Consider the following 14,833-nt stretch of genomic DNA (forward strand, 5'->3'; position numbering starts at 1 on the left):
CATGTTTTTGTATTTTGAATTCAATATACACCGATGAATCGCAATGCCAAGCTCGGGGCATAAAGCTTCTGGAGATGGGAGTTTAGACACGGACGGCCGTTTGTGGCTGAGCGTTTGCTCGATGGCTGGGCCGGACTAGACTGGCAGTTTCGAGAAACAGGAGACAGCCATGGAAACCGTGAAGGGCGGATGCCTGTGTGGCGATGTGCGGATCACGGCCGTCGGTCGCCCTTGGCGTGTGGGGTTGTGTCACTGCCTGGACTGTAGAAAGCACACCGGCTCGCTGTTCGAGATTTCGGCGATATTCCCGCAAGACGCAGTGACCATCGAAGGCCAGACACGGGACTACGCCGGCCGCCACTTTTGCCCGCGCTGCGGCTCGCCGGTGTTCGGCCGCAACGGCGATGAAGTGGAGGTGAATCTGGGAGCGCTGGACGCTCCCGATCAATTCATCCCCACTTACGAACTCTGGACCGAACGACGCGAAGCCTGGCTACCGCCCTTTGCCCTGGCCAGGCACTATCGTCACAACCGGGAAGGCAAGGGCCGCACCGAGCCGTGAGACGTCAGCGGATCGTGGGCACCACACACACCCGTAGCAGTCCGGCTTGCCGGCGTCGGCGATCCCACATTCCGGGTGTAACGAAAACCTGTGGGAGCGGGCTTGCCCGCGAATGCGTCAGGCCTGACGTCACGAGGGTGCTTGACCCACCGCCTTCGTCCGAATGCGGCCCAGACCAAGCCCGCTCCCACAGATCCAGACCAGACGAGGGTCACAGGTTCGCCGGCAAGCCGGACTGCTACGGGGATGTGGAGTAGCCTACTTGACCAGGCGCTTTTCCTTGGACGGCCGGTAGCCGAAGTACGAGCTGTAGCATTTGCTGAAATGGCTCGGCGAGACGAATCCGCAGGCTACCAGCACCTCGACCTGTGACAGTTCGGTGTGCTGCAGCAGGCGCCGGGCCTCGGTGATGCGAAGCTCCAGGTAATAGCGTTGCGGCGTGGTGCCCAGTTGCTCTTTGAACAGGCGCTCGATCTGACGTCGCGAGCGCCCGGCGTAGACCGCCAACTGGTCCATCTCCAGCGGCTCTTCGAGGTTGGCGTCCATCAGCTTGACCACTTCCTTGAGCGGCGCGCTGACCGAGATATGCCGGCTCGGCTTGATCCGCCGATAGCGCGATTCCTCGAACGACAGGATGTCTTCGATGCCCTCGACCAGCGCCTTGTCGTGCAGCTCCTTGATCCATTCCAGCGCCATGTGAAACGCCCCGGCGGGGCTGGACGCCGTGAGCCGGTCGCGGTCCACGACGAAGGCCTCGCTGGTGACGTGGGTGACCCTGGAGATTTCCGCCAGCGCCGGGCGATGCTCGGGGTGAATCGCGCAGCGGTAGCCCTCAAGCAACCCCGCCTCCCCCAGAAACCAGGCGCCGTTCCATAGGCCTGCCAGGGTGATGCCCAGTTCCGCTGCGGTCACCAGCAGGTTGCTCAGCTCGGTATTGGCCTTCAGTTCCGTGCGATAGCCGCCGCAGATCACCAAGAGGTCCAGGTCCTTGAGCGCAGGGGCATCAAGGCGCGCGTCCGGGCGAATCACCAGCCCCAGGTCGCTGATGACTTCGCCTTCCTGCAAGCCGAAGGTCTTCGAGGAAAACAGCCTGGGCCGCAGCAGGTTGGCCGTGACAATGGTGTCCAGCGCCTGGGTGAAGGCTGGCAATGAAAAGTGTTCCAGCAGCAGAAACCCTGCCCGGGTGTGGGAGCAAGGCTCTTTGCGGCTTTCGTCCAGGTAGCGGAGGTTCTTGCCTTTCATGCCCCCGCTGAACTCTCGTCTTTCGCTCAACGTCTGCCCCGCCCCGTGTTGCCAAACTGCTGTCTGATGCTCTTCACTTATTGTTCTCGTACAACCTGCAATGAAAAATCGCCCAACCCGGATTCGGCGACCTTTCCCTGCTTACGCCAGCTGAAAGCCGTGGGCAAGCGGGTCCCGGTCATCGACGAAAATGGTGTTATGGCCTGTCACATGGGCCCAGCCGGTGATGCCGGGCTTCATGCCGTCAAAAATACCGACTTTGGCCGCAGACTCAACTTTTCCTTCGTAGACCGTGCCAATCAGGCTCTCGTGGCGGTAAGTATCACCCACCTTCAGGCGCCCCTTGCCGAACAACTGGGCCATGCGCGCCGAGGTGCCGGTGCCGCCGGGCGAGCGGTCGATGGCCTTGTCGCCGTAGAACACCGCGCAACGTCCATCGGCCTGTTCGCTGCGGGGTTTGTCGCACCAGATGACATGGTGCACGCCGCTGATGGCCGGGTTCTCCGGGTGCACGGGGTGGCTGACATCGGCCAGCGCTGCGCGCAACTTCACGCTCATTGCGACGATGTCGGCACTGGTCTGCCCCTCGAATCCCGGCCAGCTCGCCTGTGGCTCGACCACGGCGTAGAAGTTGCCGCCATAGGCGATGTCCACCGTCAGCGCGCCCACACCGGGCACCTGGACGAGCACATCGGCGCTGTGCAGATAGCTGGCCACGTTCAGCAGCTTGATCGACTCGACCTTGTCGCCATTCATGCGGTACTCGACATCCACCCTGCCGGCCGGTGCTTCGATGGCCAGGCGGCCTGGCATTCTGGGTGTTATCAGGCCTTCCTCGATCACCACCGTGGACAAGCCAATGGTGCCCGCGCCGCACATCGGCAGGCAGCCGCTGACTTCGATGAACAGCGCACCGAAGTCGCAATCCTCGCGCACCGACGGATAGATGATGACGCCGGACATGATGTCGTGGCCCCGTGGCTCGAACATCAGCGCCTTGCGCACCCAGTCATGGTCGCGCACGAAGATATCGCGTCGCTCGGCCATGGACACCGAAGGCAACAGCGGCCCGCCACCTGCAACCACCCGCACCGGGTTGCCGCAGGCATGGGAATCGATACAGAAAAAGCTGCGTCTCATAACGTCGTCCTTAAGGCCTAAACCATCTTGTTTGGAGCGTGACGCTGCAATGCGCCCCGTGACAGCCGGTCCAGCAGCAGGGCGATGGCGACAATCGCCAGCCCCGCGCGCAGGCCCAGGCCCATTTCCATACGTGACAGCCCCCGGGTGACTTCAGCCCCAAGGCCGCCCGCCCCCACCAGTCCCGCCAGCACCACCATCGCCAGCGACATCAGAATGCACTGGTTCAAGCCCACCAGCAGCGTCGGTGCGGCGGTCGGCAGTTCGATCTTGAACAGAATGTCCCGGGGCGATGCACCGGACGCCTGCCCCAGTTCCAGCAGATCCTTGGGCAGCTGTTTGAAGGCCAGGGTGGTCAGGCGCAGCATCGGCGGGATGCCGTAGACGATGGTGGCGATGATCGCCGGGACGCGGCCCAGGCTGAACAGGATCACGGCCGGAATCAGGTACACCCAAGGCGGCACGGTCTGCATGATGTTGAGGATCGGCGCGAACGCCTCGTCGACGCGCTTGATCCGCGCCGCGAGCACACCCAGCGGAAAGGCGATCATCACCGAAATCAGCACCGCCACGGACACCAGCGCGATGGTTTGCATGGACGCGGTCCACAGCCCCGAGAACAGGCAGAACGCCAACATCAATGCCGCGAACACCGCCACCCGCTTGGTCGCGAAGAAGAAGGCGGCGACGAAGACGATGGCGATCAGCACATAGGGATGGGGCGCCAGCAGTGCGCGCTCCACCACGCCCAACACCGCTTCGACCACCTGGCTGATGAGCACGAACAGCCCGTGAAGGTTGGCGTTGAGCCAGTCCACGGCGGGGGCGAGGATTTCGCCCGGGGAAAAACGGAAATCCGCGACACTCATTGGCTTTCTCCCATACGCGACCGGGCGGCACTCTGGGCCAGGCGGTCGAGGATCATGGTCAGGATGACGATGGCGATGGCGGCGTTGATCGACTTGGCGATATCCAGCGTACGCACCGCGCCGTAGATCGATTCACCCAGGCCGCCGGAGCCGACGATGCCGGCAATCACCACCATGCCAAAGGCCATCATCAGGCTCTGGTTGACCCCGGCCATGATGCTGGGCATGGCGAACGGCAAGCGGATTTTGAAGAACATCTGCAAGGGCGTCACACCGCTGGCTTCGCCCAGCTCGATGAAGTGCCGGGGCGTCATGCGAATGCCCAGCGACGTCAGGCGCAGCGCCGGGGGCAGCGCGACGATGAAGGTCGCCAGCAGTGCGGTGGCCGGGCCGTAGCCGAGCAGCGCGATGGCGGGCAGCAGGTAGATGTAGGGCGGCATGGTCTGCACCAGGTCCAGGCACGGATCGACCACCCGGTCGAACGCCGGGGCCAGCCCCGCCACCACGCCCAGGGGAATCGCCACCACCAGCGCCAGCAGCGTCGCGGTGAGCACCAGCGCCAGGGTGCTGACCGTCTCGGGCCACAGGCCGATCAGCGCGCAGAACACCAGCGCAAGGCCTGCGATGATCGCGAACCTGGCGCCGATGGCGCGCCAGCCGATCAACGCGATGATGAGCGCCAGTACGTAGTACGGCGGCAACGCGAGGCACCACAAGACACCCTTGTAGACCCCGGACAGCACGGCGTTGGCCGCGTCGAACAGCACCTCGCCGTGATCCGAAAGCCACGACAGCCCGGAATCGATGGCCTCATCGAACTGGCTGGAAAAGTCGGGAGTGTTCATGCCGAAGGCTCCAGTACGGTGGGCGCGCCAGCCGCCGCGAACTCGTTGGGAATGCCCTGCACGCCGCGCAGCAGGTCACGCGGGGTGATGATCCCGACCACGTTGCCGTTGTCGACCACCGCCAGGGCATCGCGCTCGGACTTCATGGTCAGGCCGATCAGCTCGTTGATGTCGGCGCCGGGGGTTGTCTTGATCAGCCGCGAGATGTCGCAGGTCGGGTTGGCGGCCTTGAACGGCTCGACCGGGGTCATCACCGAATGCGCCTTGACCAGGTGCAGCCGGGAGATGCCCGCCACGAACTCGGCGACGTAATCATCCGCCGGATTGAGCACGATGTCCTCGGCGGTGCCGACCTGGATGATCGCGCCGTCCTTCATGATCGCAATGCGATCACCGATGCGAATCGCTTCGTCCAGGTCGTGGGTGATGAAGACAGCTGACTTGCCAAGCTCTTTGGTCAGCTGACGGAATTCGTCTTGCAGTTGCCGGCGGATCAGCGGGTCGAGCGCGCTGAACGGCTCGTCCATCAGGATCACTTCCGGGTCTGCGGTAATCGCACGGGCCAGGCCGACACGCTGTTGCATGCCGCCGGACAGTTCACTCGGGTAGCGCTGGGTCCACTCGCTCAAGCCCACCTTGGCCAGTGCGCGCTCGGCCACCTGGTAGCGCTCGGCCTTGCCCACGCCCTGCACTTCCAGGCCGAACGCGGTGTTTTCCAGCACCGTGCGGTTGGGCAGCAAGGCCACGCTCTGGAACACCATGCCGATGTGCCGGGCGCGGACTTCACGCAACTGCGCAGGGTTGAGCGAGGACAAATCCTTGCCCTTGACCATGACCTTGCCGGAACTGGGCGTGATGAGCTTGTTGAGCAGGCGGATCAGCGTGGATTTGCCACTGCCGGAAAGCCCCATGATGCAAAAGATCTCTCCACGGCGAACCTGGAGACTGACGTCCGAGACCCCGACCACGCAGCTGTAGTCCTGCAGAATCCGGCTCTTGGTCAAGCCCTGCTGGACGACAGCGTTCATCGCGGCAGGTGCGCTTTTTCCGAAGATTTTCCAGACGTTCTGGCAATCCACCAGCACTTCGTTTGTGTCTATTTTAGCCGTAGTCATGTTCGTAACCCGTCGAGCCCGTTGTGGCGGGCCTTTCTCATTGATCAAAAGGCGGCAGTGGCAAAGAAACAGCGCGTGCTCAGTTCTTGATGTTTTCCCAACGTTTGAGCAGGTCGGCGTGGCTGTCGGTCCAGTCCTTGACGGCCTGATCCATGGTCTTGCCGTCCTTGACCTGGGTGTTGATCGCGGTGATGTCTGGCAGCGGCACGTAGACGCTCGCCATCAGCTCACGGGCGTGGGGGAAATCAGAGGAAAAGCCCTTGTGACCGATCCAGTAGTAACCCTGAGGTGGCGGAAAAATGCCTTTGGGGTCCTTGAGGAATTTCACGTCGTATTTCTGCACCATCCACGACGGTTCCCAGATGGTCACCGCGATCGGCTCCTTGCGATCGACCGCTGACTTGAGCGCTGCGGTCATGGCCGCGGTACTGCCTTCGACCAGTTGCAGTTTCAGGTCATAGCCCTTGACCGCGTTGGTGGCGTCTTTCATCAGGCCCGAACCTGGCTCGATACCGATGATCTTGCCGCCGAACTTGTCGGCATTGGCGTTGAGCTGATCGACCGAATCGATGTCCACGTACTTAGGCACCGCAATGCCCTGATACAGGCCGTGTGAAACCGGAGACAGCTTCTCCAGCTTGTTCTTGTTCTTGTTCCAGTAGTCGGAAGCGGCGTAGTCGGTCTGCGAAGCCAGGACCTGCACGTCACCCTTGCTCAACGCGGCGTAGGCGATGCCCCATTCGGAAAACTCCACCACCTTGACGGTGTAGCCGGAGTCTTCGAGGACCTTCTTGGTGATGCCGGTGATGGGCGTCAGGTCTTCCCAGTTCATGGTGCCGACGGTGATGGTCTTTTCTTCGGCGTGAACCGGCATCGTCATCATGCCCGCGACAGCCACCGCGCAAACGGCTTTCCAGATTTTCTTCATGGCATTCCCCGATCTACGTTGATGAAACTTGAGTGTTGGTTGTTCTGTTCAAACGCGGTGCAGCCCTTACCCTTCCCGCCCTGCGCGCAGTTCCTGCCAGCGGATGACCGAGTTGACCCCAAGTCTTGTCAGCAGGCTGGGCGGCAATTTGCTCGGGCCCGAGCCCTGGCTGAAACGCTGCAGGAACACCGAATCGGTACCGGTTGCCAGCTCGGCGGCCATGACCCCGGCCAGGGTGCTCTTGACCGTGCCCAGGCCGTTTTCACAGCAGGCGGCGTAGAGGTTTTCTTCCACTTCGCCGAAGGCTGGCGCACTGTTGCGGCTCAGACACAGGCGCCCCGCCCAACTGAATTCCATGGGCGTGCCCTGCAATTCCGGGAAGCGTGCATGCAGCGACTGCAGCTGTTCGGCCGCCACGCCAGCCACCCGCCTGGGCGTGACCGTGATGCTCGGGTCGTAGGTGAACCGGGTGCGGATGACGATGCGCGCCTGACCGTTGGCGGTGATCTTGCGCACCGTGGCGCCCATCGGATCGGCCGGCAGCAAGGCCCAGCGGTCGTGGCCGGTCACGGGGCGCTTGAACTGGTCGTGGCTGAAACCTGCGGTCATCGAGGCGTAGGTAAACACGTGCAACAGCCGCCCCTGAAAGTGGCCGAAGTCTTCGATGTGGCCGTTGACCGCGAGAATCACCTTGGGCGCCGACACCTGGCCCTTGTGCGACCTGGCGACCCAGCCGCTGGCCGCTTTCGCGAGTTCGACGATGGGCGAGCGCTCGTAGAGGCTGATCCTGCTGTCCAGCCCCGCCGCCAGGTCACGGATGTACTGCGCCGGCTGGATCATCACCGCGCCGGGTGTGTACAGCCCGCCGTGGTAATAGTCGGAGCCGGTGATTTCACGCATCTGCGCGGCATCGAACAGCTCATGTCTTTCGCCAATACCGGCCAGTGACCGGGCGTACTTGAGGTTGAGCTTCAACCCACGCTCGGTGGCGGCGGCGTTGATCTTCCCGGACGGATCGAAGGTCTGCGCCGACATCCCGTATTCGGCGGCCGCCTGGGCCGCGAAATCGATGGCGAAACGGTTCTGCTCGATCTCCAGCGCCGTGGCCGACTCCCCGCCCACCGAATATTCGCCGCTGGACAGGCTGTGGGGCACATCGATCATGAAGCCCGAGTTGCGCCCCGCAGGCCCCTTGGCGATTTCATGGGCGTCGACCACCACGATGCGGTCCTGTGGGCGCAGTTGGGACAGCCTGCGGGCAGCCGACAGACCGGCAAAACCTGCGCCGATAATCAGCCAGTCCGCCGACACGCTCCCATCAAGCATGCGCACCGGGACAGAACGCGTGGAGATCGCCTCCCAGCCTGATACGCCGGTGTCTACCGGAAGGCGCTTGATGGAATGGCCGCTCATTTTACGGTCTCGTCTACAGAACGATCGGAGACATCGATCCAGATGGTCTTGATCTCGGTGTACTGGTCGTGGGCGAACACCGACTTGTCACGGCCGCCGAAGCCCGACTCCTTGTAGCCGCCAAACGGGGTGGAAGCGTCGCCTTCGCCGAAGCAGTTGACGGTGACGATCCCGGCCCGGATTTCCCGGGACAGCTTGATCGCACGGCGCAGGTTGCCGGTGTACACCGACGCGGCCAGCCCGTAGGCGGTATCGTTGGCCAGGGCGATGGCTTCGTTGATGGAGTTGAAGGTGGTGACCGACAGCACCGGGCCGAAGATTTCTTCCTGGAACAGGCGGCTGTCGCGGTCCACGCCGTCGATGACGGTGGGCTGGATGAACGCGCCATCCTGGGTGTCGCCGCCGTACACGGCTTCAAGCTTGCCGGCGCTGGCGTAGTCCAGGTACGACTTCACTTTCTGGAAGTGATCGCTGCTGACCAGCGCGCCGACGCGGTTTTGCGGGTCCAGCGGATCGCCCATCTTCCATTCGCGGATGTAGGCGCCCATGCGTTCGAGCAATTCATCCTTTACAGACGCATGCACCAGCAGACGCGAAGTAGCGGAGCAGTTTTCGCCCATGTTCCAGAACGCGCCGTTGACCACTTGCTCGGCGACCAGGTCCAGGTCCTCGGCGTCGTCCATCACCACGGCCGGGTTCTTGCCGCCGCACTCGAGCACCACGCGCTTGAGGTTCGAATCGGCTGCGTAATGCAGGAAGCGACGGCCCGTGGCGGTGGAGCCGGTGAAGCTCACCATGTCCACGTCCTTGTGCAGGCCGATGGGCTCACCCACGTCCTTGCCGGTGCCGGTGACGATGTTCAGCACCCCTGCCGGTACACCGGCTTCAAAGGCCAGCTCCGCAACACGCAGCGTGGTCAGGGTGGTCTGTTCGGCGGGCTTGACGATGACCGAGCAACCGGCAGCCAGCGCCGGGCCGATCTTCCAGGCCAGCATCAGCAGCGGGAAGTTCCACGGCAGCACGCATCCCACGACACCGATGGGCTCGCGCACCACCATGGTCAGCGCACCGTTACCCACCGGGGCGGTGTGGTCGTACAGCTTGTCGATGACTTCGGCGTGCCAGCGCAGGGTGTGAATGGTGTCCGGCACATCGACCAGTTGGCATTCACTGACCGGTTTACCGCTGTCCAGGCTTTCCAGCACGGCCAGCTCGTGGCGATTGCGCTCCAGCAGTTTGGCGAACTTGAGCAACACCGCCTTGCGCTCACCCGGTGGCAGCAGCCGCCAGCGACCGTCGTCGAACGCCGCCTTGGCCTTGCTGACGGCATAGTCCACGTCCTCGCTGTTGCAGGCCGCGATGTCTGTCAGGTGCTCGCCCGTGGCCGGGTTGCTGGTAGCGAAGGTATTGCCGGACATTGCTGGCTTGAATGCGCCGTTGATAAACGCATTGGTCGGATACGAGATGGAAGCGGCGATGGCGGCGTATTCGGCCTTGGTCAGAAGATCACGCATGGCTGGCTCCGGAAGTGATGTGGGCGACGCTGCGTTTCACGTTGGTGATGACGGTCTGCAGGCTGAGTTTGTCGTCGCTGTTGAGCGGGCGAAGTGGCGAGCGCACATCACCGACTTTCAGACCATTGAGTTCGCAACCAAACTTGATGCATTGCACGAACTTGCCACCGTCCAGGGCGTTCATCAGCGGCATCATGGCCGACATGATCTGGCGGCCCTTATCGAAGTTCTTTTCCAGCACACAGGCTTCATATAAGGCCACGTGTTCTTTAGGCAGGAAGTTCGAACCGGCACAGACCCAACTTCTGGCGCCCCAGGCAAAGAACTCAAGTGCCTGATCGTCCCAGCCGCAAGACAACGCAATGTGCGGGAATTCACGGGCCAGTAGATGCACGCGGCCCATATCCCCGGAACTTTCCTTGATGGCTTTGACATTCTTGGACTTGCCGACCCGCGCCAGGTATTCCTCGTTCATCTGTACGCACATCCGGCCTGGATAGTTGTACAACATGATCGGCAAGTTGGCGGCGCGGTCGATGGTCAACGCATGAATGGCGTTTTCCTGATCGGTGGGCAGCGCATAAGGCGGCGTAGTGACCAGAATGGCGTCGGCCTTGATCGCCCTGGCGTCTTCGGCGAACAGCACGGCGTCTTCGGTGCGGATGGCGCCGGTGCCGATGATCAGTTGAACCTGCGAGCCGATAATGTCCTTGGCCCGTGCCGCAAGTCGCAAACGCTCTTGCGCGGTCTGGGCGTAATATTCGCCGGTGGAGCCGCCAATAATGATGCCGTGCACTTTCGCCTCGATCAGAGACTCCAGCACTTGCGAAAATACATCCCAGTCAATTTCACCCTCAGGTGTATGGGGCGTTACTGCCGGTGTATATATGCCTTCGAATTTCAAGACGCTTCTCCGATTATCAATGGCTGTAACTTTCTGTCAGCATCACGCGCACGGCCGGGCCCTGGCGCAGCAATAAAGTGGCTCTGGCTGCACGGAAAACATGTCCGTCAAATAACAAATCGGGCAATACGCAGGTGCGACGGCGCCCCGGACGCAACCTCAAGTTGCATCAATCGTTCACTCGGTCAGCGGTGCGTATTACATTGTTCTTCCAGACGAATCCTGGTATCAGGTACGTGCTGGAAAAATCCGGATCTTCAGAATAAACAGCATCGGCGCGACGCCTGAATGAAGCTCAGGGACGAATCGATACAGGGCAGAGGTGTAGCAGCAGTTTTTTGCATAGTCAGACCGTATCTATCCCAATTGGCAGTGACGACGGTTTCTTGTTTTAAAGTCATCCGGGGAGGCCCCGCCGACTTTTTTACCGCTTCTCAAGCCCCGGTGTGTGCCGGGGTTCATGTGCGGCTTGTGTGAAGATTACGTGTCGTTGGAACCTTGGGACAATCAACTTTTACGCTGGGCAATGCATAAAAAAATGTTATCGATGCAGCTGCGTCGCGGCGGGGAACGGGTAGCCGTCGAACTGACCCAGCAGCCAGTCACGCACCCGACAACAGGCCTCGTCGGCCTCGCGATCCTCGCGGATGGTCAGGTAATGCAGGCTCTCGGTGAGGACCATCTCTTCCGCCATCGGGCGCACCAGCCGCCCCTGCTCGATCAGCGCGGTCACCAGATGATTCCAGCCCAGGGCCACGCCCTGATCGTTAAGCGCCATGCTGACCACCAGGTTGTAGTCGTTGGCGTTGAGCACGTGGGGGCTGTCGTGGGCGCGCTCGCCGATATCGATATTGTGATACGCCAGCCACACGCCCCAGTCCACGTGCTCGGCGACCTGGGAGCGGCCATAGGGGCTCAGGTTCAACAGCCCGCCGTCACGCAATCCCTTGAGGGTCGCAAGCTCTGGGTGAGCCTCTTGGTAGGCCAGCGTGCACACCGGGTAGATCACGTCGTGAAACAGTGGGAAGCTGCGATAGCCATCCTGAATCTTCGCCATCTTGGTGATGTAGATGTCCGGGCGCACGCCAGGCTCCATCGACAGGAAGTTCTGGGTGGTGATCAGGTTCAGGTCGATGTCGGGGTTCTGGCTGAACAGCGCCGGCAACCGGGCTGACAGCCACAGCGCGGAAAACGCATGGGAGCAGCACAGCGTCAGCATGCGTTTGCCGGCGTTGCGACTGCGGATTCGCTCGGCGGCCTGGGAGATATTGACGAAGGACATCTGCGCGGCGTCGAAGAAAATCGCCCCGGCCTCGGTCAGCTCTACCGCGCGCCCTACCCGCTTGAACAGCGCGACACCGAGGTAGGTCTCCAGCTCGCGAATCTGTCGGCTGATGGCCGCCTGGGTGACGCACAACGCCTCCGCCGCGCGGGTGAAACTCTGATATTTGGCCGCTGCCACGAATGACTTCACCGCTTTGAGCGAAGGCATTTTCAGCAAGGTCATGTCCGGATCGGTGTGCTTGACCATCGTAGGGTTCTGATTTCCGTTTCCAAGCCTGTTGCAGGGGAGCGGGAAAGCTGGCTGCACAGCCCCTTCCCGGCGCACGCCGCAGAGTATCCGAAACTTGCCAGCGGCGACAGCGACCGGCTCAGCCCTTGACGGCGGCCTCGATGGCGGCGATGTCGATTTTGGTCATGCCCATCATCGCGGCGAACGCGCGCTTGGCCACGGCCTTGTCCGGGTGGGCGACTGCCGAGGTGAGCGCCCGGGGCGAAATCTGCCAGTTCAGCCCCCATTTGTCCTTGCACCAGCCACAGGCACTTTCCTGACCACCGTTGCCGACGATGGCGTTCCACAGCCGGTCGGTTTCTTCCTGGTCGTCGGTTGCGACCTGAAACGAGAAAGCCTCGGTGTGGGGGAAGATCGGCCCGCCGTTCAGGCCGATGCAGGGAATGCCCATGACCGTGAACTCGACCGTCAGCACGTCGTCTTCCTTGCCCATGGGGTAATCGCTGGGGGCGCGGTGAATGGCGGTTACCTTGCTGTCGGGAAAGGTCGCGGCGTAGAACTCGGCGGCTTGCTGGGCATCGCCGTCGAACCAGAGGCAAATCGTGTTTTTCGCGAGCATGGCGGCTCTCCTCGGTTTGGGGAATGGAAAGGAGAGTCTAGTCGCCGCACGGCTTGGTGGCGTTTGCGCCCTCGAAATCGCCCCCGCGGGCAAGCCCGGCTGCTACGGTTCGGGGTTGAACAGGATGTCGCGTACACCCGCAACCCCGTAGCAGCACGGCTTGCCGGCGGGGGCGGCCTTGAGATCGCTGACGCCGGCAAGCCGGACTGCTACGGTTCGGGGTTGAATCGGGATGTCGCGTACACCAGTAATCACGTAGCAGTCCGGCTTGCCGGCGAGGCGGCCTCACGGGCCTGCGCGCAGCCTTCGCGGGTGAGCCCGCTCCCACAGGGTCGGCGGGGGTGGTTCGCGGTACGTCTCACGACACACAACCTGTGGGAGTGGGCTTGCCCACGAAGACGTCCGGACGGCTACGGGAGAATGTCAGATCGGCTCGTCCGCCACTTCCACCCGATCCCGCCCCGTGCGTTTGGCGTGGTACAAGGCGGTGTCGGCCAGGCCGTAGGCGGTGTCGAAGCGGGTGCCTACGGGGTTGGCGCTGACACCGAAGCTCGCGGTGATGCTGCGGTTCACCGGATGAGGGAACACATGCCCGGCAATCGCCTGGCGCATGGCTTCGGCCATCTGCACGCCCTCCTCCAGTTGCCCGCCCGGAATCAGCACCGTGAACTCTTCACCGCCCACCCGGCCGACCGCCGCCTTGTCGCCAACGATCTTGCGCAGGCAGCCGACGATCCCCTGAATCACCGCATCGCCCGCCGGGTGGCCGAACTCATCGTTCACCTGCTTGAAGTGGTCGATGTCGAGCACGATCATCACCGCCCCCGTGCTCAACAGCGCCTGGGTGGTCATCTCGATGATCGCCCCCCGGTTCAACACACCGGTCAGCGCGTCATGGGTGGCGCGGTACTCAAGTTGGCGGGCCAGGGTCTGCAACTGCATGTTGAGGGCGTTCATTTCGCGCTCGGCCCGGTCGCTGCGACCGATCAGCCGACGAGTCTCGCGCATCAAACGCTCATAATGCGTTGCCAGCTCCGACAGCGACTGCCGGTAGGTCGCGGCATCGGCGTCAGGCTGCGCCAGAACCGAGCGCACATGCTCAAGGGCCTGGGCTTCGCTGGTGAACAGGTCCGGTGCCGGTTCGCTGGATACACCGCGCGATGCGACTGAAGCGGCCATGTGTCTCTCCCTGCTCAAGTGGCGATAGGGCAATCGTTGAAGACAATGGAGGTGAAGTCGGCCTTGAGCTCTTCACCGAATTCGAAAATCGTCTCGTCTTCTTCTTCGTGGTACCAGTTCACCTCGATGGTGTTGCCGGCTTCGGCGGCCTGGTCCAGCGCATCGAAAATGCTGAACAGCATCTTGGTGCTGGAGCTGTTGAAGTACGCCAGTGCGATGTTCGCCGTGATGGTCTGCCCGTCGCGGCTACCCAGGTAATCACGCAACTGCTGCACGACCGGCGAATAGAAAGCCGCGGCATTCTCAGGGTACGACTCGCCTTTCATCGACAGCAGATTCTGGTCGAAACGGAAGTCGATTTCCGGAGAGGTGGCCGTTGCTTCGATGTAGAAGTTGTCCATGGCTAAGCGTCGCTCGTTTCAAATAGTGGCTTTAAGGCAAAAAAGAGTGGTGTCGGGATCGTCTGCGCGAGGGTGGAAATCGAATTCCAGCGGCGCAGAGGCGTCCCGTGCCATCGTCAGGAAACCAAGGCCGGCGCCCTTGCTGTCTTCCGGGGTTTCGGCGCGCAGGCTGGTCTTGTAGGCCTGCTTGATCTCTTCGATCGACATGTTGCGCAGCGGCTCAAGCTTGGCGCGCAGGCGTTCAGTGTCGGCGGTGGCGATCGGGTTGGCACACAGCATCAGGTGGCGTTCGCCATCGGTGCTGATGCACACAGCGCCCTGGCGCAGGCCGGACTCCTCGGTAACCGATGCACTGAGGGCGTCGGACGAGTAATGGATGATGTTCTGCGACAGCTCCACGAACGACGAAAACAGCTTGCGTCGCGTCGGGCCGCTGACCCCGGAAATCTCCAGTTGCAGCTTCACCACCTCAGCCATCGCCGAGATGATGTGATGGGAGAAATAGCCCATGTGATAGAAAATCACGTTGCGCTGTTGGGCCAGATCGAAAAAGGTGCAGTCCTGCTGAGCAGCCGGTGAGTTGAACATC

The 14,833-nt window shown here is 62.2% G+C and carries 15 protein-coding genes; 1 reads left to right on the forward strand and 14 read right to left on the reverse strand.

The genetic code is table 11. From position 1 onward, the window contains the following. Positions 1 to 169: 169 nt before the first annotated feature. Positions 170 to 562, forward strand: coding sequence for a GFA family protein (locus tag NPS29_RS05765; protein WP_274131293.1), 393 nt, complete (start codon positions 170 to 172; stop codon positions 560 to 562). Positions 563 to 820: 258 nt separating this feature from the next. Here NPS29_RS05765 and NPS29_RS05770 read toward each other — a convergent pair whose 3' ends face one another. From NPS29_RS05770 to NPS29_RS05835, 14 genes are all read right to left on the reverse strand, one after another. Then, positions 821 to 1,834 (reverse strand): GlxA family transcriptional regulator, encoded by a 1,014-nt coding sequence (locus NPS29_RS05770; protein WP_274131294.1) that lies wholly within the window; start codon positions 1,832 to 1,834, stop codon positions 821 to 823. A 111-nt stretch (positions 1,835 to 1,945) separates the two neighbouring features. Continuing rightward, positions 1,946 to 2,944, reverse strand: a complete 999-nt coding sequence (locus NPS29_RS05775) for a 4-hydroxyproline epimerase (RefSeq protein ID WP_274131295.1) — start codon at positions 2,942 to 2,944, stop codon at positions 1,946 to 1,948. 17 nt (positions 2,945 to 2,961) lie between these two features. After that, positions 2,962 to 3,813: an ABC transporter permease gene (locus NPS29_RS05780; RefSeq protein ID WP_274131296.1), complete on the reverse strand. Its 852-nt coding sequence runs from the start codon at positions 3,811 to 3,813 to the stop codon at positions 2,962 to 2,964. Continuing rightward, the gene (locus NPS29_RS05785) at positions 3,810 to 4,658 is read right to left on the reverse strand and encodes an ABC transporter permease (RefSeq protein ID WP_274131297.1); all 849 of its coding nucleotides are present in this window, start codon (positions 4,656 to 4,658) and stop codon (positions 3,810 to 3,812) included. The genes NPS29_RS05780 and NPS29_RS05785 overlap by 4 nt, the downstream gene beginning before the upstream one ends. Beyond that, positions 4,655 to 5,773, reverse strand: coding sequence for a quaternary amine ABC transporter ATP-binding protein (locus tag NPS29_RS05790; RefSeq protein WP_274131298.1), 1,119 nt, complete (start codon positions 5,771 to 5,773; stop codon positions 4,655 to 4,657). The genes NPS29_RS05785 and NPS29_RS05790 overlap by 4 nt, the downstream gene beginning before the upstream one ends. 79 nt (positions 5,774 to 5,852) lie before the next feature. Then, the gene (locus NPS29_RS05795; RefSeq protein WP_274131299.1) at positions 5,853 to 6,701 is read right to left on the reverse strand and encodes a glycine betaine ABC transporter substrate-binding protein; all 849 of its coding nucleotides are present in this window, start codon (positions 6,699 to 6,701) and stop codon (positions 5,853 to 5,855) included. 66 nt (positions 6,702 to 6,767) lie between these two features. Beyond that, complete coding sequence (locus tag NPS29_RS05800) at positions 6,768 to 8,114, reverse strand: NAD(P)/FAD-dependent oxidoreductase (RefSeq protein ID WP_274131300.1); 1,347 nt, start codon at positions 8,112 to 8,114, stop codon at positions 6,768 to 6,770. Then, entirely contained in the window at positions 8,111 to 9,628 is a 1,518-nt protein-coding gene (locus NPS29_RS05805; protein ID WP_274131301.1) for an aldehyde dehydrogenase, read from the reverse strand. Before NPS29_RS05805 ends, NPS29_RS05800 begins: the two co-directional genes overlap by 4 nt. Further along, positions 9,621 to 10,532 (reverse strand): dihydrodipicolinate synthase family protein, encoded by a 912-nt coding sequence (locus NPS29_RS05810; RefSeq protein WP_274131302.1) that lies wholly within the window; start codon positions 10,530 to 10,532, stop codon positions 9,621 to 9,623. The genes NPS29_RS05805 and NPS29_RS05810 overlap by 8 nt, the downstream gene beginning before the upstream one ends. A gap of 541 nt (positions 10,533 to 11,073) precedes the next feature. Beyond that, positions 11,074 to 12,063 (reverse strand): LysR family transcriptional regulator, encoded by a 990-nt coding sequence (locus NPS29_RS05815; protein WP_274131303.1) that lies wholly within the window; start codon positions 12,061 to 12,063, stop codon positions 11,074 to 11,076. Between the two features lie 121 nt (positions 12,064 to 12,184). Further along, positions 12,185 to 12,664 carry a VOC family protein gene (locus NPS29_RS05820; RefSeq protein ID WP_274131304.1) on the reverse strand — a complete coding sequence of 160 codons (480 nt, stop codon included), beginning with the start codon at positions 12,662 to 12,664 and terminating at the stop codon, positions 12,185 to 12,187. A 423-nt stretch (positions 12,665 to 13,087) separates the two neighbouring features. Beyond that, the gene (locus NPS29_RS05825) at positions 13,088 to 13,843 is read right to left on the reverse strand and encodes a GGDEF domain-containing protein (RefSeq protein WP_274131305.1); all 756 of its coding nucleotides are present in this window, start codon (positions 13,841 to 13,843) and stop codon (positions 13,088 to 13,090) included. 14 nt (positions 13,844 to 13,857) lie between these two features. Further along, positions 13,858 to 14,244 carry a DUF1987 domain-containing protein gene (locus NPS29_RS05830; protein WP_274131306.1) on the reverse strand — a complete coding sequence of 129 codons (387 nt, stop codon included), beginning with the start codon at positions 14,242 to 14,244 and terminating at the stop codon, positions 13,858 to 13,860. An 18-nt stretch (positions 14,245 to 14,262) separates the two neighbouring features. After that, positions 14,263 to 14,832: a SiaB family protein kinase gene (locus NPS29_RS05835; protein ID WP_274131307.1), complete on the reverse strand. Its 570-nt coding sequence runs from the start codon at positions 14,830 to 14,832 to the stop codon at positions 14,263 to 14,265. Between the last annotated feature and the right edge of the window lies 1 nt (position 14,833).

Source organism: Pseudomonas putida (assembly GCF_028682175.1).
GTDB classification, from domain to species: Bacteria; Pseudomonadota; Gammaproteobacteria; order Pseudomonadales; family Pseudomonadaceae; genus Aquipseudomonas; species Aquipseudomonas putida_AD.